Raw genomic sequence first — 18,661 nt, 5'->3', positions numbered from 1 at the left:
ACTCGCCGGTACCCAGCGCCGCGACGGCTCCGAACCCCGACGTCCCCACCCCGACGCCCGGGCCCGCCGTCCGCGCCCCGCCGAGCGTACAAGGAGCCCCCGTGGCGAAGCCGCCCAGGATCGACCCCGCCGACCTGCTCGCCGTCGGTGACCTGCTCACCGACGAGGAGCGCCTGGTCCGTGACACCGTGCGCAGGTTCGCCGACGACCGGATCCGCCCGCACATCGGCGACTGGTTCGAGCGCGGCGTCTTCCCCGCCCGTGAACTCGCCCCCGAACTCGGCGCCCTCGGCGTGCTCGGCATGCACCTCGACGGCTACGGCTGCGCCGGTTCGAGCGCCGTCGCCTACGGCCTCGCCTGCATGGAGCTGGAGGCCGCCGACTCCGGTCTGCGCAGCTTCGTCTCCGTCCAGGGCTCGCTGGCCATGCGCTCCATCCACGCCTACGGCTCGGAGGAGCAGAAGCAGCGCTGGCTGCCCGGCCTCGCCGCCGGCGAGCGGATCGGCTGCTTCGCCCTCACCGAGCCGGACTTCGGCTCCGACCCCGCCAACATGCGCACCCGCGCCCGCCGCAAGGGCGCCGGCGAGGGTGCGGACTGGGTGCTCTCCGGCTCCAAGATGTGGATCACCAACGGCGGCATCTCGGACGTCGCGGTCGTCTGGGCGCAGACCGAGGACGGTGTGCGCGGCTTCCTGGTCGAACCCGGCACGCCCGGCTTCACCGCCACCGACGTGCCCGGCAAGCTCTCCCTGCGCGCCTCGGTGACCAGCGCGCTCGCGTTCGACGACGTCGTGCTGCCCGCTGACGCCGTCCTGCCCGGCGTCAGCGGCCTGCGCGGACCGCTCTCCTCCCTCAACGAGGCCCGCTACGGCATCCTCTGGGGCACCGTCGGCGCCGCCCGCGACTGCTACACCGCCGCCCTCGACTACGCCAAGAGCCGCGTCCAGTTCGACCGCCCGATCGCCGGCTTCCAGCTGACCCAGGAGAAGCTGGTCGAGATGATGCTGGAGGTCGAGAAGGCCTACCTGGTCGCGCTGCGGATCGGCCGCCTCAAGGACGAGGGCGCCGCCCGCCCCGCGCACATCAGCTTCGGCAAGCTCAACAACGTCCGCGCCGCCCTGGAGATCGCCCGCAGCGCCCGTACCGTGCTCGGCGCCAACGGCATCACCACCGCCTACCCGGTCCTGCGGCACGCCAACAACCTGGAGTCGGTGCTCACCTACGAGGGGACCAGCGAGATCCACACCCTCGTCCTCGGCGAGGCCATCACCGGCGAGTCCGCCTACCGCTGACCCCGGCGGGCGGCCGTCGGCCCGTGTCCCACCGTGCCGGCCCGTGCGGGAAAACCGTTTCCCGCACGGGCCGTTCCTGGCTAGCGTCCTGCCCATGAACGGCCCGACGACCCAGCCCACCCCCAGCCCCGCCGTCCCCGGACGCACCACCACCCTCTGGCGCCCGACCGGCCCTCGGGAACTGGCCCTGGTCGAGGCCGCCGACTGGCGCGCCTGGCCGCCGCGCCTGCCCGATCAGCCGATCTTCTACCCGGTGCTGAACGAGGACTACGCGATCCGCATCGCCCGCGACTGGAATGTCCCGGCCTCCGGCGTCGGCTACGTCACCCGCTTCGAGGTCGACACCGCCTTCCTCGCCCGCTACCCCGTCCGCCAGGCCGGCGGCCGCACCATCCTCGAACTCTGGGTCCCCGCCGAGGAGCTGCCCGAGTTCAACCGCCACCTGGTCGGCCGCATCGAGGTGGTCCACGAGTTCCGCCCGGCGTGATCCGAAGGAGAGGGCCTGGCGGACGGCGGTCGGTGCTCGGCGGCTACCGGTCGGCAGGCCGGGGGAGCGGTGCGAGGTCGGGTTCGACCCACTCGGCGCGCGCCCGCGGGGAGGCGAGGGTCCCGGGGCGGTAGTGCCGGTCGAGCAGATCCTTGTCGAACAGCTCGGCGTGCCGGTCGGCGAAGGCCGCGAAGTCCAGCCGGTCCGCGCCGTCCGTGCCCTCCGTGCCGTCCGTGCCGTCCGTGCCGCCCGCCGGCTCCCGGCCGCCGGCGTGGTGGGCGACCAGCTCGACCCAGGCGCGGGTGAGCGTGGCGTGGTACTTCCCGGGCGCCCCGGTGGCGGTCGCGGTGCGCCGGATGCCGTCGCCGACGAGGGAGAGCGCCGCGGGCATGCCGACCCGGTGGACCGCCAGCCAGGTCAGGTGGACGTGCTCACGGTGGCCGAAGCCGCCGCCGCCCGCCCGCACCCGGGCCATCAACCGGTCGAAGAGGGCCGCGTCGCCGGCCGTTCCGCGGGTGTCGTGGGTCATCGGAGTACCTCTGTGAGGGCTCGCAGGACGTGGTGGAAACCGGCCAGGGACTCCGCGGACAGCCCCGCGAGCGCCCGTGCCTCCAGTGCGCCCACGGTCCGCCGGACGGTCCCGGCGGCCTCGCGGCCCGAGGGGGTCAGCTCGATCACCACGACCCGCCGGTCGCCCGGCCGGGCGCCGCGGGTGATGTGGCCGCGGCGCTCCAGGCGGTCGAGCACGCTGGTGAGGGTGGTCGGGCGGGTGCCGGTGGCGGTGCCGAGCTCGGAGACGGTCCGGCTCCGGCCGTCGGCCAGGATCGCCAGCGCGTTGGTCTCGGACGGCGTCAGGCCGAGGCCGGCCGGTTCCGCCGCGAGCACCCGCGGGGTGACGTGCGTGGCACGCTGCAGCGCGAGGACCGCGGAGCCCGGGGGCTGCTCAAGGGATGAAGTCACGTAATCGGACCGTACGAAATCGTAGGACCGGACGCAAAGCCCGCCCCGAAGCGGTCGGACACGCTCCGTCCATCCCCCCTTCCGCTCCAGGACACCTCGCGGTCCGGCAGGGCGTGAAGCATGGCGCGGTCGCCGACGCCCGCCCGGTCGCGGACACCGGCGACGCCCGCACCGCGAAAGGAACCGCCCCCCCATGTCCACACCACCGCTGCCGCGCCCCCGCGTCCTCGTCGTCGGGATCGACGGCGTCCGGTACGACCTGCTGGAGCAGGTGCCGATGCCGAGGCTCGCGGAGGTCGCCGGGGCCGGGTTCCTGGTGCCCGTGACGGTGGCGGACTCCACGCCCACCATGTCCGGCCCCTGCTGGGCCACCATCGTCACCGGCGTCGAGCCCGCCAAGCACGGCGTCTGGGGCAACCACCTGGGCGGCAACCGGCTCGACGTCTTCCCCGACTTCACCACCCGGCTGGCCCGCGGCGACCACCGCCACACCTTCGTCGCCGCCGGCTGGGACCCGCTGGTCATCGCCGAGTCCGGCGGACCGCTGTTCCGGGCCCCCGGCCGGCTCTGCTACGTCGCCCCCGCCGAGGACACCCCCGAGGCGTGGGAGGCCGTCGACGAGGAGGTCACCCGGGAGGCCGTCGACGTGCTGCGCGACGCCGACCCCGAGGCCTCCTTCGTCTACCTCGGCGCCGTCGACGAGACCGCCCACTTCCTCGGCTGCGGCGAGGAGTACCGCGCCGCGATGCGGGCCGCCGACGAGCGCCTCGGCCGCCTCCTCGGCGCGCTGCGGCAGCGGCCCGGCTACGCCGAGGAGGCCTGGACGGTCATCGTCGTCACCGACCACGGCCACGTCGACACCGGCGGCCACGGCGGGCGCACGCCCGAGGAGCGCACCGCCTGGGTCGCCTGCGCCGGCCCCGGCATCCCCGCCGCCCCGCCCGCCGGCGAGATCCGCCACCCCGACGTCGCCGCCCAGGTGTACGCGGCGCTCGGCCGCCCGATCGACCCGCACTGGACCCTCGACGGCCGGCCCTTCCCGATCGCCGCCCCGGTACCCGCGGCGCTCTGACACCCGGGCACCGCGCCCGGCAGTATCCGGCAACCGGGTGGCCCCCGCACCCGGCGGCACCCGGGCGGGTGCCGCCGGGCTGCGCCCCGGGCCGCTGCGGGCCAGGCTCGACCAGGGGGAACCCCGAGACCGGCCGGGCGCGTGTACGTCTCAAGGTGGAGGAGCCACCCCCCAAGGACGGCGGAAGATCGCGACCTTCCGGTGACGACCGGCCACCCCGGCGCCCACCAGGATGGAGACACACCGGGAAACCGGTCCCGGAGCCGGGGAGGCGGGCGCCGGGCGCACAGCAGCAGCACACGGGAGAGGACAGGCGGGCATGAACGGCATCGCGGGCAAGATCGCACTCGGAGTGGCGGGCACCGGCATGGCCGTGGCCGTCGCCGCCGTCGCGGTGGGGCCGAGGGTCGCCGAGTGGTACGACGGCCGGCACCAGGAGCAGTCCAGCTACGCCAGTGGCAGCGCGGCCAAGGCCGACCACCGCGCCGTGCCGGCCTGGCTGCCCGACAACGCCTCCGCCGTCCGCTACCTGCGCTCCACCACCGGCGACGACCGCCTGCTGACCGCCACCCTCCCGGAGGGGCGGCTGCCGGCCGGCTGCCGCACGGGCGAGCCCGGCAAGGGCGGCCACCCGGCGCCGGTCTCGCTCAGGGCGGGCTGGTTCCCGGAGGGGATCACCACCAAGGTCACCGGCTCCTGCGGCCACTACAACGTCGCCCTGACCGGCAACCAGCTCTACGCGTGGCAGGACGGCGCCGCCGTCCAGGCCGCGCTGCGGGCCGAGCGGCTCGCGCGCTGAGACGCCCGCCGCCGGGAGCCGGCCGCTCCGCCCGGGATGGGCCGGGCGGCCGCCCCCGACTGTCGGCGGCCCGGGGGGCTGGGGTAGGACGGAGCGAGCACGATCGCCGTGCCCGTTCCGAGAGGAGCCCCATGCCTGGTTCGACCGCCGGCTCAGCCGGTGACACGTCGACCGCCTCCACCACCCCCGCCGACCCCACCACCGGCACGACCGGCACGACCGGCGCCACCGCCACCACCAAGGGCCGGGTGACCGGCGGCGTGGGCGGCCGCGCCACCATCGCCGTCCTCGGCGGCATGGTCGCCCTGGGCCCGCTCACCACCGACCTCTACCTGCCGGGCCTGCCCGCGATCGCCGACGACCTCGCCGCCGAACCGGCCGCCGTCCAGCTCACCCTCACCTTCTCGATGTTCGGCGTCGCCGCCGGCCAGCTCATCTTCGGACCGCTCAGCGACCGCTTCGGACGCCGCCCGCCGCTGCTCGTCGGGCTCGTCGTCTACACCTTCGCCAGCCTCGCCTGCGTCGTCGCGCCCAACCTGGCCGTGCTGGTCGCCGCCCGCTTCGTCCAGGGCGCCGCGGGCGCCGCCGGACTGGTCATCGGCCGCGCCGTCGCCCGCGACCGCTTCGAGGGCGTCGCGATGATCCGCTTCCTCGCCTCGATCACCCTGATATCCGGCCTCGCCCCGATCCTCGCCCCGCTGTTCGGCGCGCAACTGCTGCGCTTCACCTCCTGGCGCGGCACCTTCGGCGCGCTGGCCGCGCTCGGACTGCTGCTCACCATGGTCGCCTTCGGCGCACTGCGCGAGACCCTCCCGGCCTCCGCCCGGCGCGGCGGCGGCCTGGCCTCCACCCTGCGCACGATGGGCGGACTGCTGCGCGACGTGCCGTTCCTCGGCCTGATGCTCACCAGCACCTTCTCCTTCGGCGCGCTGTTCGGCTACATCAGCGGCTCCTCGGTGGTGCTGCAGCACGTCTACCACGTGTCGCCGCAGACCTACAGCCTGCTGTTCGGCCTCAACTCGGTGGCCATCGTGGCCGCCACCCAGGTGAACGGGCGGCTGCTCGCGCCCCGCTTCCCCGCCGCCACGCTGATGCGCACGGGCCTGGCGATGATGATCGCCGCCGGCGCGTTCCTGGTCCTGGCCACCGCCGTCTGGGACCTCGGGCTGATCGCCGTCTGCTCCTCGCTGTTCGTCATGATGGCGGGCCTCGGCGTCGTCCTGCCCAACTCGGCCGCCCGGGCGCTGAGCCTGGTCGCCCCCCAGGCCGCCGGCTCGGCCTCCGCCCTCCTCGGCACCGCCAACTTCCTCTGCGGCGCCGTCGTCGCCCCGCTCAGCAGCCTGGGCGGAAGCCCCTCGGCGGTCCTGCTCGCCGTCGTCGTCCTCAGCTGCGCCCTGCTCGCCGCGGTCTCCTACCTGCTGCTCCTGCGCCCCGGCCGGCACGCCCCGGAACCGGCCGTCGCATAGCCGGGCGGCGCGCGGCCGGGCGGCGTGGACCGGCGCCGGCCGCCGGAACGGCCCCCGCCGGGGTGCCGCGACACGAGGGTCGCGGCACCCCGGCGGGGGAGTGGAGCGGGGGCTGACAGCTGACAGTTGACGTTATCTGTCATCTGTCATCTGAAATCTGTCAGTTGTCAGGTGCCGGCCGTCAGGCGATCGAGAAGTCGTCGCCGAAGACGCTGCCCTGGCCGTACCAGCCGTGCAGGTACACCGTCGCCGTGCCGGAAGCGCCGGTGGTGAACGGGACGGAGAGCTTGGTCCAGCCGGATCCGCTGGTCCAGGCGGAGCCGGTGGCGCCGCCGCTCACGCCGACGTAGGCGTAGCTGCCCTGGACCCAGCCGGTCAGCGTGTACGCCTTGTTGGGCGCCAGCGTCACGGTCTGGCTGCACTCGCCGGTCTGCGACCCGGTGGCCGCGGCCTGCAGCGCGTACGAGCCGGAGTGGACCGGGGTGCTCACCACGGAGCCGCCGGCCTGGCAGGTCCACGGGCCGAGGCTGCCGGTCTCCAGGCCGCCGTTGGCCAGGCCGCCGGGCGGGGTGACCCCGGTGACGGTCAGCGTGTAGGTGGCGGTGTGGCTACCGGAGGGGGCGGTGCCGGTGACGGTGAGCGGGTAGGTGCCCGGAGTGGTGCCGGCCGTGGTGGCGACGGTGAGCGTCGCGGGCGAACCGGCGGTGACGCTGCCCGGGTTGACCGTGGCGGTGACCCCGGCCGGGGCGCCGGTGACGGTGAGGGCGACGCTCTGCGCGGAGCCGGCGACCACGCCGGTGTTGATCGTGGTGCTGGCCGAGGCGCCGGCCGTGACCGAACCGGCGGCGGGGCTCACCGCGACGGAGAAGTCGTTGCCCGGCTGGGTGCTCGTCACCTTCAGCGTGTAGGTGGCGGTGTGGCTGCCGGAGGCGGCGGTGCCGGTGATGGTGAGCGGGTAGGTGCCGGGCGCGGTGCCGGCGGCGGTGGCGACGGTGAGCGTGGCGGGCGAACCGGCCAGGACCGTACCGGGGTTGACCGTCGCGGTGACGCCGGCGGGCGCGCCGCTGACGCTGAGGCTGATGCTCTGCGCGGTGCCGGAGGGCGCGCCGGGCGGGGTGATGTCGGCGGTGGTGATGGTGGCGGTGGTGGACGAACCGGCCGTCACGGTGCCCGTGTTGGGGTTCAGGCCGATCGCGAAGTCGGTGTTCGGCAGGCCGGTGCTGGTGAACGGCGCGAAGATCCTGGTGAAGTCCCAGGTGTTCTGCTCGATCCCGGAGCAGTCGTTGCGCCCGCCGACGCCGGGGCACTTGCCGGTGTCGCGCTGCAGCGCCCAGAACGACAGCGTGCTGATGCCCCTGGCCAGGGCCCAGTCGTAGACCGTCCGCGCGTTGGCCAGCGTGAAGGTCTCGGCCGGGCCGAAGTCGTCGATGCCGGGCATCTCGATGATGCCGATGGACGCCCAGAGCTGCGCGGGGGTCTTGGTCGGGTAGAGCTTGGCCAGCTGGTTGTACAGACCGGTCGCCGCGGTCTGGGTGTCGACGGCCATGTCGTGCGTGGCGTTGTCGTAGTAGTCGAAGGTCATCAGCTTGACGACGTCGATCCGCGCGTTGTTGCTGACGGCGTTCCTCAGCAGCGCGATGCCGTTGGCGGCGGGGCCGCTGGTCGTCGTGGGCAGCGTGTAGGAGAACTGGATCTGCCGGCCGTTGGCGGCGGCCCAGTCCTGGGTCAGCTTGATCGCCTTGTTGCGGCGGTCGACGCCCGCGGCGTTGTCCAGCGAGTCGGCCTCGATGTCGAGGTCGATCCGGCTGATGTCGTAGGTGGTGATGAGCTTCTGGTAGGCGGCGGCGATCTGGTTGACGTCCGTGCAGCTGTCGGCCAGTTCGGTGCCGGTGGTGTCGGCGGTGTAGCCGCCGAACGACGGGATCACGTCGCCGCCGTTGGCCCTGATGGTGGCGAAGTCGGCGCCGAAGGAGGACTGCGCGATCGGCAGCGAGGTGTCGCCGTTCCAGTACGGGGTGCAGGAACCCTTGGTGGCCGTCTGCAGGAACGCCATCGTCAGGTACTTGGCGCCGGACTGGGCGGACAGCGCGGCGGGGCTCTCGCCGGTCCAGGCTTCGAAGTAGGGGGCGAAGACCCGGCTGGGCAGCGGCTTCGCGGCGGCCGTGGCGCTCGCCTCGGCGACGGCCGGGCCCGCCGGCGCGGCGCCGGCCGTCGCGGCGCCGGCGACCAGGCCGGCCGAGGCGACCAGCGTGGCACAGGCCGTCAGCGCGGCCCGGACTTTTCGGTGTAGACGCATGGATTCTCCAACAGACTTGGTGGGGCAGGACGTTGGTGAAGCGCGCGGAACCGCGCTGCGGACCTTGCGGGGGCGTGCGAAGGTGCGGGACGTGCGGGCCTCGTAGGGGAGAGGGCCGTACGGCGGGACGGTGGCGCGGGGGTGTGCGGAACCCCGCAGGCACGCGGCGCGGACGGACGGCGGTGCGCGGGCGCGCGTACGCCGTGACGGGGCCTGGGGGTGGAGCGGTGCAGGGCAGGGCAGTGCCTCGGCCGCCGGTGGTCACACCCCCACAGTGCATCCCGGTCGGATCGACATGCCTATGGTTGGACTAGACCACTCGTCTGTCAAGAGTCCTTACAGTTCGTCAGCGAAGCATCGCTCTCCCGAGGTTGGCCGGAGGTGTGTCAACCTTGCGAAATTCGCTTGTGGCCCGGTCGACGGGTCGGACATGATCGGGGCATGCGAGACCTCGACTGGAAGCTCGACAGAGAGGGCGGCTGCCGCCCGCACGCGTGAGCCCCCGGCTCCCGGGTCCAGGCCCGCCGCCACCGGCGGCCGAAGGCCGGACCAAGTCCCTTCGCTCCCGCGCCTGTTCGTCCGTTCTTCCGTTCTCCACGCTTTCCGTGCTGACGTCCGCCCGTGCTCACGGGCCCTTGCCCGGCGCGCCTCGGCGCCCGCGTACCGCTGCGCCCGCGCGCCCTTCCATCTGCACACCCGCATACCCGCACATCTGTGCACCGCGTATCCGCGTGCCCGCATGTCTCCATGCCGGTACGCCGGTCGACCCCCGGAAAGGAGGGACCTGTGGACTTCGTCGTGTCCGATGACAAGGACACCGCCTGGAGCCTGGTCTGAGCCGGCGGTGTGAGCCGTGGCCGCGCGGTGGTCGTCGCGCGCGGCCACGGTGGCCCGGAGCTCAGGACACCGGGCCGTTCGGGGGCCCGCCGGCGCGGTTCAGGCCGGCGGACAGAGGGTGGTGCGCAACGCGTCCAGGATCTTCTCCGCCTTCTCCGCCCCGAAACCCTGGGGGTGGGCCGGATCGGTGAACCGCTGGTTGGCCAGTTCGATCAACTTGGCCCGGTCCTTGGGGAACTGGTACATCGACTGGCACTGACCGCGGGCCCGCTCGACGGCCCGGTCGGGCTGTCCGCCGACGATCGCCGGGTCGATCGCCTCCAGTGCGGCGATCAGCCGCGCGGTGGCGTCCGCGGCGGGCTCGGCCGGCAGTCCGGCGTCGGTGGGAGGTGCCGGCTTCGCTGCCACCGGGGGATCGGCGGGGGAGCCGGTGGCACCGGGGGCGGGCGGGTTCGCGGTCGTGGCCGCGGGCCCGGTCGCCGGCGCGCCGGGGGAGGCGCCGGCCGTGCTGCCGGGGCCGGGCGTGCCGGACGCCTCGGTGGCGCCCGGCGCGGGGCCGGTGGCGGTCGCGGTGGGCGCCACCGGCGTCGGGGCGTCCGGCGCCGGGGTGGCGCCGGCCGCGGCCGCGGTGTCGGCCGCGGGGGACGACGCCGAGGTGGTGCCCGCGGCGGTGGTGCCGGAGTCCGAGCCGGAGCTGGAGCACGCGGCGAGGCTCACCGCGGCGCAGGCCGTGAGGGTGGCGGCGAGGAGACGAGTGCGCATGGCGCCACCCTGTCATGTTCGCGCCGCTCAAGGGAAGATCTGCCGGGCCGGGGATCGGCTCCCCGGCCCGGCAGCGGCGCTCCCGGCGGTCAGGACAGACCGTTGCTCTTCAGCCACTCCTTGGCCACCGCCGACGGGTCCTCCTTGTCGACCGCGACCTTCTTCATCAGCGCCAGCAGCCCCGCCGTGTCCAGCTTGGCCGAGACCGCGTTGAGCGCGCCGGTCGCCGTCGCGTCCACCTTGTCCTTGTTGACCAGCGGCGTGACGTTCTGGGAGGCGAACAGGTTCTTGGGGTCGGTGAGCGGGACGAGCTTCAGCTGGGAGATCTTCGGGTCGGTGGAGAAGACGTTGCCGACCTGGATCGAGCCGTCCTTGATCGCGTTGGCCGTGGTCTCGCCGGTCGACTTCCACTCCTTGAACGTCAGGCCGTAGACGTCCTTGAGCGGCTGCTCCTGGCGTGACTTGAACTCCGGCGGGCCGCCGATGGTGAACTCGCCCGCCTTGGCGGCCAGGTCGGCGATCGACTTCAGCCCGTACTTGTCGGCGCTCTCCTGGCTGACGCTCAGGGTGTCCTTGTCCTCGGCGGGGGAGGAGTCCAGGATCGCGAGCGGGGCGGGCAGCGTCTTGGTCAGCGCGGCGTTGACCGCGCTCGTGCCCGGGTCCGCGGACGAGTTGCCCAGGTAGGCGAGCAGCGAGCCGTTGTACTCGGGCAGCACGGACAGCTTGCCGCTCAGCAGCTGCTCGTAGAGCACCTCGCGGCTGCCGATGTTGAACTTCTCCTCGACCTTCACGCCCTTGGCCTTGAGCGCCTGCGCGTAGATCGAGCCGAGCAGCACGTTCTCGGGGAAGTTGGCCGAGCCGACGACGACCGTCCCGGCGGCCGGCGCACCGGCCCCGGCGCTCCCGGAGGCGCTCCCGGAGGGCGCCGGGGCCGCCGAGCCCTTGCCGCCCAGCGGGTCGCCGCCCGAGGAGCTGCAGGCCGTCGCGGTCAGGGCGAGCGCGGCCAGGGCCGTCAGGACGGCGGCCCGGCGGCCGGTCGTCGCCGCTCTCAGCGGCGCGGGTGCGGATGTCGACATGGTGATAGGTATCCTTTCGAGGCGGACGTCACGGTCGATCGAAGGAAGAGGGATCGGGGCGGCCGCGGCGCGCCGGCGACGCGGAACGGTCACGACGGCTCCCCGGCCGCGGCCAGCTGCTGCGCGCGCAGCCCGGGCGGCAGGGCGTACCGGGCGAGCAGGGCGAAGAACAGCTGCGCCCCGACGGCGAGCAGCACCACCAGCAGCGCGCCGCCGACCGTCATCGCGTAGTCCCGGGTGGCCAGCCCGTCGACGACGTACCGGCCGAGCCCGCCGAGCCCGACGTACGCGGCCACCGTCGCCGTCGCGATGACCTGCACGGTCGCGGTCCGGAAGCCGGCCAGCAGGGTGGGCAGCGCGGACGGCACGCAGACCTGCCACAGCACCTGCGGGTGCGTCAGCCCGACGCCGCGCGCCGCGTCCCGCACGTCCGGATCGGTGCCGCGCACCCCCTCGACGGCGGCGACCAGCAGCGGCGGCGCGGCCAGCGCGACCAGCGGCACCAGGACGGCGGTGTCGCCGACCCCGGCGAGCAGCACCGCCAGCGTCACCAGACCGAGCGTCGGCAGCGCGCGGGCGGCGCCGGCCAGCGCGGTCACCGCGGTGACACCCCGTCCGGTGTAGCCGATCAGCAGCCCGAGCGGGACGGCCAGCAGCGCGGCGAACAGCAGCGCCTCGGCGGAGAACAGCAGGTGCTCGGCGATCCGGTTGACGATCGAGTTCGGGCCGCTGCGGCGGTCCGGGTCGGAGAAGAAGTCCCCCAGCCAGGTGAGCCAGTTCACCGGCCCGCTCCCTTCTCCCGCACGGCCCAGGGCGCCAGCAGGCGGCGGGCGCCGACCAGCAGCAGGTCCACGGTCAGCGCGAGCGCCGTGATCAGGACGATCCCGGCCACGATCGGCGTCGGGAAGGTGCGCTGGAAGCCGTCGACGAACAGGTAGCCGAGCCCGCCGCGCCCGACCAGCGCGCCCACCGAGGCCAGCGAGATGCTGGAGACGGCCGCCACCCGCAGACCGGCCACCAGGTAGGGGACGGCGGCGGGCAGTTCGACGGCGGCCAGCCGGTGCCACGGCCCGTACCCCATCGCGGTCGCGGCCTGCCGCACCGGGTCGGGCACGGCGCGCAGCCCGTCCACCGTGGTCGGCAGCAGCACGGCGAGCGCGTAGAAGGTGAGCGGGATCATCACGGTGGCCTGGGTGGCCAGCCCCGTGTAGGGGATGAGCACCACGAAGACGGCCAGCGAGGGCAGGGCGTAGACGATGTTGAAGACGGCGGCGAGCGGCTGGTAGAGCCGCGGGTGGCGGGCGCAGGCCAGGCCGAGCGGGATCGCCAGCAGCAGGCCGATCAGGACCGGGAGCAGCGCGATGACGGCGTGGTCGGCGAGCAGGTCGCCGAGGTAGCCGAGGTGGTCGCCGATCCAGTACCAGCGGACGATCGGTTCACCGTCCACCGCCGACTCCGTCCGTCTCGATCGTCTCCGCCCGCGTGACCTGCTGCGCGCCCGTGACCTGCTGGGCCACCGCGTTCTGCTGCGCCCCCGTGACCTGCTGGGCCTCGGGGGCGCCCGCGGGCCCGGCCGGGGCCGGGTGGGCGGCGAGCGCCGCCAGGACGGCCTCGCGGTCGGCGGTGCCGGTCACCCGGCCCTCGGCGTCCAGGGCGACGGCGATGCCCGCGGGGGAGAGCACGGCGGCGTCCAGCGCGGCGCGCAGCGTGTCGCTCGCGGGCCGGAACCCGGGAGCCGGCTGCAGGGCGCCGCCCGCCGCGTCCCGGTCGATCCACCCGATCGGGCGGCGCTCGTCGTCCAGCGCGAGCTCCCACCGGCCGAAGCGCGCCCGGCCGGCCGCCGCCCCGCTGCCCGCCCCGCTGCCCGGACCGCCCGGTATCGGCCGGACGGCGACGGCCTCGGCGGTCCGCAGCCCGAGCCCGCGCAGGCCCCGGTCACGGCCGAGGAACGCGGCGACGTCCGCGTCGGCGGGCGCCGTGAGCAGCGTGTGCGGGTCCGCGAGCTGGGCGATCCGCCCCCGCTCGCGCAGCACCACGACCTGGTCGCCGAGCCGGACCGCCTCCTCGATGTCATGGGTCACGAACAGCACCGTCTTGTGCAGCTCGGACTGCAGGCGCAGCAGCTCCTCCTGGAGCCCGGCCCGCACCACCGGGTCGACCGCGCTGAACGGCTCGTCCATCAGCAGCACCGGCGGATCGGCGGCCAGCGCCCGCGCCACGCCGACGCGCTGCTGCTGGCCGCCGGACAGCTGGAACGGGTACCGCCTGGCGGTCTCCGGGGCGAGCCCGACCAGGTCGAGCAGCTCGGCCGCGCGGGCACGGGCCTTCTTCCGGTCCCAGCCGAGCAGGTACGGCACGGTCGCGACGTTGTCGATCACCCGGCGGTGCGGGAACAGCCCGGCCTGCTGGATCACGTACCCGATGCCGCGCCGCAGCTTGGCCGGATCCAGCGCGGCCACGTCGGTGCCGTCCAGCAGGACCCGCCCCGAGGTCGGCTCGACCATGCGGTTGACCATCCGCAGCAGGGTGGTCTTCCCGCAGCCGGACGGGCCGACCAGCACGGTCGTGCGACCGGTGGGGACGTCGAGGTCGAGGCCCTCGACGGCGACCGTGCCGTCGGGGTGGCGCTTGCCCGCGCCGTCGAATCTGATCACGGGGGGTTTCCTCGTCTCGGCGGCCCCCGGCGGCGGCGCCGATGGTGTCGTCGTCTGGCGGTCGGTCGGTCTCGGACGGTGTACCCGTCGGTCGCGTGGTTGCCCGCCCTGGCGGCGGTGGAAACTCTGATCAGCCTATGACCTGACGACCCATGTGTCCCTGATTTACCGGCCGTGGCCGCTCAACCTCCCTGACGGGTCGGCAGCCCGGCCGCCGCCCAGCCGACGAACCCGCCGTCCAGGTCGGTCGCACGGCGCAGGCCCAACTCGCGCAGCGACGCCGCCGCCAGGCTCGACGCGTACCCCTCCGAGCAGACCAGGATCACCTCCAGGTCGTGCCCGGTGGCCTCCGGGATCCGGTGACTGCCCGTCGGGTCCAGCCGCCACTCCAGGACGTTGCGCTCGATGATCAGCGCTCCGGGGATCTCCCCCTCGGCCGCGCGCTGCGCCGCCGGGCGGATGTCCACCAGCAGCGCGCCCTCGCGCTGGGCGCGGTGCGCCTCCTCGGCGCCGGGCCGGTGGACGCCCGCGCGGGAGCGGGCGAGCAGGTCGTCGATCGTGGTCACCACTGGTCGGGTCCTTCCTCGGAGGTGCGGACCAGGCCGCCGGCCCGCAGGTCGTAGTGCGCCATCGAGTTCAGTGGCGGCGAGTAGGCGTGCAGCGTCACGGCCGGGCCGGACGCGGTGTTGCGGACGTCGTGCACGTAGTCGGGGCCGAACGCGCGGGCGGTGCCGGACTGGATCCGCCGGATCAGCAGGCCCTGCTCGGGGCCGCCCAGCGACAGCTCCTCCAACTCGCCCAGCGCGACGGTGAACGCGCCGCGCGAGCCGCCGTGGTCGTGGAAGCCGGTGGACTGGCCCGGCAGCCAGCTGATCAGCCACACCTCGTGGTCCTCGTCGGCGGCGAGCCGGCGGTACCAGCGCTCCTCGGTGGAGAGCCGCACGTGGTGGATCCACTGGTCGGGCCGTTCGGCCAGCTCGCGGACGATCGTCCGCAGGGCGTTCGGGGTGAGCGGCGCGCGGGCTTCCCCGGCGGGGACGGCGGCGGGGACGGGCGCGGGGACGGGCGTGTCGGGGGCGAGGTCCAGGTTCATGTGGGTGTCCTCGGGGAGGCGGGAGGGGGCGGAAGCGCGGTGGCGCACGCGCCGGACCGCAGCGGACGGCAGCGGGCCGCGCCGGTCGGACGCCGGTGGACGGCACGCTCACGCAGGGCGAAGGCGCGTCAGGAAGACGGGTGTGGCTGTGCGGCGCGAACCCTGGGGGACGTCACAGGGCGGGGCCGGCGGGGAAGGGGAAGATCAACAACAGGCACAGATGGAACTCGCCTGGCGCCGGAGGTCGACGTGCAGGCGGCAGACCAGAGTGGTGCCGGTGTCCATGGGCCGGATCCTTCCCGACGGACGCGGTGGGAGTCAAGCGAGCACCCTCACACCTGCCCGTTGAGTCCCTGGTCGGGCGTGGTGGTGCCCTGTTCGGCTCCGGCTCCGGCTCCGGCTCCGGCTCCGCTCCCGGACCCGGGCGCCCGGCCGGGGCCGGGGCCGGGGACGGTCGCGGCCCGGCCCGGCGCCCGGCCGTTGGACTTGCGGGCGGCCGGCGTCGTGGCCCCCGGTGCCGCCGAGCCGCCCGCCGTCGCCCCGGCCCCTGCCCCCGTCCCCGTCCCTGTCCCCGTCCCCGTCCCTGCCTCCGCCCCCGCCACCGCCAGTGCCGCCGCGACCGCCGGTGCGGCCTGCTCGCCCAGGTACCGGCCGAGCGTCTGGTAGGCGTCGAACTGCCGGTGGTCGAACCACTGGTCGCCGGCGCCGTCGTTCGGGAAGGCCGGATCGGACGCCGCGTACGCGTGCAGCTCGTACGGCATGCCGGGCGTGAGCACCGCCTGGGCGACGATCAGCGTGCCGTGCCGGGCCGCGCCGGGCACACCGTCCGCATCAGGCGCACCGGGCGGGCCGTCGGGCTCCCCGAGCTCCAGCGGCCACGGGTAGACGATGTCGCCGACCACCACCACCCGGGCGGAGAGCCGGTCGGCCAGCCGGGCCGCCAGCCCGCGCAGGGTCGGCTGGCCGCTCCCGCCGGGCGCCCCGCCGCCGGCACTGCCCGGGATCAGCAGCTCCGGCTCGCGCAGCGTGATCGCGATGCCCAACTCCTCGCGCGCCAGGGTGATCGCCGCCGCGAGCGCCCCCGCGAAGGCGGAGTCGCCGCTCGCGTCGATGCACACCGCCGTCCGCACGCCGTGCCGCAGCAGCTCGACCAGGCCGAGGTTCTCGTAGTGCCCGCCGTCGGTGGTGAGCAGGAACCGCGCGTCCATCGGGTACCGGCCGCAGGCCTCGCGCAGCTGGTAGGAGAGCCGCCGGACGGCGGGCTGCGGCGCGTACCGCCAGTCCCGGTCGGCGGACCAGAGCGGGGCGAGCGCCGCCGGGTTGGGCAGCCAGGTGCCCAACCGCGCGTTGGTCACCGCGAACAGCCCCTGGTAGGCGCGGGAACGGCGGCCCATCGCCGAGGAGAACGCCGCGCCGGAGACGGCCATCGCGGACTGCACGGTGAGGTCGCGGGCGATGTGCCGCCGGGTGCGCCGCTCCAGCAGGTCGGTGCGCGCGTAGCCGACGTCCGGCCCGCCCACGTAGTCGTGGGAGAAGGTGAACGACACCGCCCGCCGCCCCGGCGGCGTCCGCGCGCTGCCGGAGAGGTTCGCCGCCGCCGCGAAGATCACCTGGGGGAAGTCCGGCTGCCGGGCGCCGTAGTGGCTCAGCCGGGTCTGCTCGCGGAAGAAGTGGTACGGCCGGGCCAGCACCTCCCCGGTCCGGCCGGGATCACCGTCCCGGCCGCGATCCCCGCCCTGATCCCCGTCCTCACCTCCGCCCTCACCCCCGCTCCCGCTCCCGCCTCCGGAGCCGCCCTCGACCACCCGTCGAACGGCGAAGGCCGAGGCGAGCCGGCGCCGGTAGAAGGGGTGCAGGCCCATCCAGGTCTGGTCGAGGTTGAGCCCCACCGTGAGCAGCACCAGCGGCAGCAGCATCTGGAGCGGGACCGGCCAGGAGTGCCCGGTGGCCACCGCCCAGCCGAAGGTGAGCAGCGTGCCCGAGGTGAGCGCGGTCAGCGCCGACCAGAGCACCAGGTACTCGGTGATCCGCCCGGTGAGACCGCCGGGCCGCCGCAGCCCGGCGCCGCGCAGCACGCCGCCGAGCACCGCCGCGCCCTGCTCGATGGCGTGCCGGCCGTGCCAGAGGATGCCCAGCAGCAGCGCCAGGTAGCTGAGCAGGACGGTGAGGCTGATCCCGGCCCCGGTCTGCCGGGCGCCGACCGCGAGCGCGCGCTGCAGCGCGACGGCGGCCCAGGCGAGGCCCGGGACGGCCAGCACGCCCACGGCGGTCAGCGCGGCCAGCGCGAGCGCGCCGTGCGAGAAGCGGCGCAGCACGCGGGGCAGCAGGGTGTTCCAGCCGAGCCAGGAGAAGGTGAGCAGCCACAGCAGCCACCCGGTGGCGGCGGTCGCCAGCAGCCCGGCGAGCGCGAACAGGGCGGGGGAGCGCGCCGACGGCGGGCCGTCCAGGTCGGCGAGCGGCACGAGGTGGTAGAAGCGGCTCAGCCCCAGGCCCAGCACCAGGACGGCGGCGAGCAGCAGGGAGAGCGCCGCGACGAGGCCGCGCAGCAGGGTCCCGAGCGCCACCAGCCACTCGCCCGCGCCGTCCGCCAGGTACTTGGAGTGGCGCCGCAGGTGGTCCTCCTCGGGCGAGCCCGGTTCGAGGACGGTGTCGGCGTCCAGCCCGGAGCGGGCCCGCACCGGTCCGCCGGGCGCGGCGTCGCAGAGCGCCAGCTGCATCGCGCCGACGGTGTACCCGCCGCCGGAGACGGCGACCAGGTAGCGGGCCTGCTTGAGCCACGGGCGCAGCGCCTGCAGCGCACCGAGGGTGACGCAGGCCGCGCGGATGCCGCCGCCGGAGACGCAGAAGCCGAGCCGGGCGTTCTCGCGGCCGGGCGGCACCCGGGCGGCGTTGCGCCAGCGGGCGTGCCGGGTGAGCGGCCCGTGCGTCCGGGGGCCGGGCGGCCACCGTCCGCCGCGCGCGGTCGCCACCGGCCAGGGCGGGATCAGCGCGGGCCCCGTCCCGCTCCCGCCGCCTGCGGACGCCTCGCCCCCGGGCGCCTCGTCCTCGGATCCGCCGCGCTCCTCCTCCGGCGGGCAGGGCAGCAGGGCGCGCACCGCCCGGTGCACGGTGGCGGCGCAGACGACGACGGCCACCGCGCCCGCGGGCGGCAGCAGCAGCCACTTGACCGTGGCGAACGCCGCCGCCGCGGCGAACGGCGCGTCCCCGCCGGTGGGCCCGGGGCCGGTGCAGCCCAGCCCGGCGGCCAGCAGCACGTCCTCGGCCAGGTCGCAGCCGCCGGCCAGCACCCCGGCCAGGCCCGCGACGACCGCGGTCAGCCGCCAGTGCGCCCGGGTGAACACGTACGCCCCGAGCATCCCGGCCGCCGCCAGCGTCACCGCGAGGCCGCCGAGCAGCCAGAGGTCGGCGTCCAGCGAGGCGCGGAAGGCCGGGGCGCGCCCGGCGAGCACGGCCTCGGCGGCGGCCCGCGAGCCGGCCAACTGGAGCCGGACGTCCAGCGTGCCCTGGCCGGCGGGCGTCCGGCGGACGAACAGCAGCCACCCGAGCACCGCCGGCACCGGCACCCCGAGCCCGAGCAGCACGCCGCCCCAGGCGGGCACCGCGGGCGCCCGCGCCGTTCGCGGCGCTCCCCGCGCGGCGTCGGCCGTCACCATCCGTCCACCACCCCCCCTCTCCGGTCACTCCGGGGCCCCGGCCGTTCCGGGGCCGACCGCCCCGCGTCCGACCGCTCCGGGCCACCACCACCCGACGACACCACCTGACGACGGGCTCCTCCGGCGGCGGACCGGAGGAGCGTCACCGGCTTCCTGCCCCGAACCACGCCGGACCGCTCCTGGATTCACTCGAATGAGTAAGCAGCGCGCCCCC

17 protein-coding genes and 1 pseudogene are annotated in these 18,661 nt (G+C 75.2%); 5 read left to right on the top strand and 13 right to left on the bottom strand.

The features are described from left to right. The first annotated feature begins 101 nt into the window (after window positions 1-101). Together ABT093_RS06320 and ABT093_RS06315 are read left to right on the top strand one after the other, a co-directional pair. On the top strand, window positions 102-1,292 hold the full coding sequence (locus tag ABT093_RS06320) for an acyl-CoA dehydrogenase family protein (RefSeq protein WP_350560944.1): 1,191 nt from the start codon (window positions 102-104) through the stop codon (window positions 1,290-1,292). A 94-nt stretch (window positions 1,293-1,386) separates the two neighbouring features. Continuing rightward, a complete protein-coding gene (locus ABT093_RS06315; RefSeq protein WP_350560942.1) occupies window positions 1,387-1,779 on the top strand; it encodes an ADP-ribosylation/crystallin J1 in 393 nt (130 codons plus the stop codon). A gap of 43 nt (window positions 1,780-1,822) precedes the next feature. Here ABT093_RS06315 and ABT093_RS06310 read toward each other — a convergent pair whose 3' ends face one another. Next, window positions 1,823-2,308, bottom strand: a complete 486-nt coding sequence (locus ABT093_RS06310; RefSeq protein ID WP_350560940.1) for a hypothetical protein — start codon at window positions 2,306-2,308, stop codon at window positions 1,823-1,825. Beyond that, window positions 2,305-2,739 (bottom strand): MarR family winged helix-turn-helix transcriptional regulator, encoded by a 435-nt coding sequence (locus ABT093_RS06305; protein WP_350560938.1) that lies wholly within the window; start codon window positions 2,737-2,739, stop codon window positions 2,305-2,307. The genes ABT093_RS06310 and ABT093_RS06305 overlap by 4 nt, the downstream gene beginning before the upstream one ends. Before the next feature lie 193 nt (window positions 2,740-2,932). Here ABT093_RS06305 and ABT093_RS06300 point away from each other — a divergent pair, with 193 nt between their 5' ends. The 3 genes from ABT093_RS06300 to ABT093_RS06290 all read left to right on the top strand — a co-directional run bounded on the left by ABT093_RS06300 (window position 2,933) and on the right by ABT093_RS06290 (window position 6,076). Next, complete coding sequence (locus ABT093_RS06300) at window positions 2,933-3,811, top strand: alkaline phosphatase family protein (RefSeq protein WP_350560936.1); 879 nt, start codon at window positions 2,933-2,935, stop codon at window positions 3,809-3,811. A 319-nt stretch (window positions 3,812-4,130) separates the two neighbouring features. Continuing rightward, complete coding sequence (locus ABT093_RS06295; RefSeq protein ID WP_350560934.1) at window positions 4,131-4,610, top strand: hypothetical protein; 480 nt, start codon at window positions 4,131-4,133, stop codon at window positions 4,608-4,610. A 131-nt stretch (window positions 4,611-4,741) separates the two neighbouring features. Beyond that, complete coding sequence (locus ABT093_RS06290; protein ID WP_350560932.1) at window positions 4,742-6,076, top strand: multidrug effflux MFS transporter; 1,335 nt, start codon at window positions 4,742-4,744, stop codon at window positions 6,074-6,076. Between the two features lie 181 nt (window positions 6,077-6,257). Here the strand turns inward: ABT093_RS06290 and ABT093_RS40925 are convergent, their stop codons facing one another. From ABT093_RS40925 to ABT093_RS06240, 11 genes and pseudogenes are all read right to left on the bottom strand, one after another. Beyond that, window positions 6,258-6,869, bottom strand: coding sequence for a carbohydrate binding domain-containing protein (locus ABT093_RS40925; RefSeq protein WP_502884145.1), 612 nt, complete (start codon window positions 6,867-6,869; stop codon window positions 6,258-6,260). A 30-nt stretch (window positions 6,870-6,899) separates the two neighbouring features. Continuing rightward, window positions 6,900-8,372 (bottom strand): annotated as a pseudogene (locus tag ABT093_RS06285) (glycosyl hydrolase family 18 protein); the annotation flags it as partial. 936 nt (window positions 8,373-9,308) lie between these two features. Continuing rightward, window positions 9,309-9,971 (bottom strand): hypothetical protein, encoded by a 663-nt coding sequence (locus tag ABT093_RS06280; protein ID WP_350560928.1) that lies wholly within the window; start codon window positions 9,969-9,971, stop codon window positions 9,309-9,311. Between the two features lie 89 nt (window positions 9,972-10,060). Next, entirely contained in the window at window positions 10,061-11,047 is a 987-nt protein-coding gene (locus tag ABT093_RS06275) for an ABC transporter substrate-binding protein (RefSeq protein WP_350560926.1), read from the bottom strand. An 89-nt stretch (window positions 11,048-11,136) separates the two neighbouring features. Continuing rightward, window positions 11,137-11,829 carry an ABC transporter permease gene (locus ABT093_RS06270; RefSeq protein ID WP_350560924.1) on the bottom strand — a complete coding sequence of 231 codons (693 nt, stop codon included), beginning with the start codon at window positions 11,827-11,829 and terminating at the stop codon, window positions 11,137-11,139. Next, window positions 11,826-12,494 carry an ABC transporter permease gene (locus ABT093_RS06265; protein ID WP_350560922.1) on the bottom strand — a complete coding sequence of 223 codons (669 nt, stop codon included), beginning with the start codon at window positions 12,492-12,494 and terminating at the stop codon, window positions 11,826-11,828. The genes ABT093_RS06270 and ABT093_RS06265 overlap by 4 nt, the downstream gene beginning before the upstream one ends. Then, window positions 12,484-13,701 (bottom strand): ABC transporter ATP-binding protein, encoded by a 1,218-nt coding sequence (locus tag ABT093_RS06260; RefSeq protein WP_350560920.1) that lies wholly within the window; start codon window positions 13,699-13,701, stop codon window positions 12,484-12,486. The genes ABT093_RS06265 and ABT093_RS06260 overlap by 11 nt, the downstream gene beginning before the upstream one ends. 182 nt (window positions 13,702-13,883) lie before the next feature. After that, window positions 13,884-14,270, bottom strand: a complete 387-nt coding sequence (locus ABT093_RS06255) for a rhodanese-like domain-containing protein (RefSeq protein WP_350560918.1) — start codon at window positions 14,268-14,270, stop codon at window positions 13,884-13,886. Continuing rightward, window positions 14,264-14,794, bottom strand: a complete 531-nt coding sequence (locus tag ABT093_RS06250) for a cysteine dioxygenase (protein ID WP_350560916.1) — start codon at window positions 14,792-14,794, stop codon at window positions 14,264-14,266. Before ABT093_RS06250 ends, ABT093_RS06255 begins: the two co-directional genes overlap by 7 nt. Before the next feature lie 204 nt (window positions 14,795-14,998). Beyond that, on the bottom strand, window positions 14,999-15,079 hold the full coding sequence (locus ABT093_RS06245; RefSeq protein WP_350561156.1) for a putative leader peptide: 81 nt from the start codon (window positions 15,077-15,079) through the stop codon (window positions 14,999-15,001). Window positions 15,080-15,126: 47 nt separating this feature from the next. Next, entirely contained in the window at window positions 15,127-18,447 is a 3,321-nt protein-coding gene (locus tag ABT093_RS06240; RefSeq protein ID WP_350560914.1) for a hypothetical protein, read from the bottom strand. Window positions 18,448-18,661 lie beyond the last annotated feature (214 nt).

The organism is Kitasatospora sp. NPDC002551, from assembly GCF_040296005.1.
Lineage (GTDB): Bacteria > Actinomycetota > Actinomycetes > Streptomycetales > Streptomycetaceae > Kitasatospora.
Note: the sequence above shows the minus strand (reverse complement) of the source record. Positions and strands in the feature narration are given on the sequence as shown.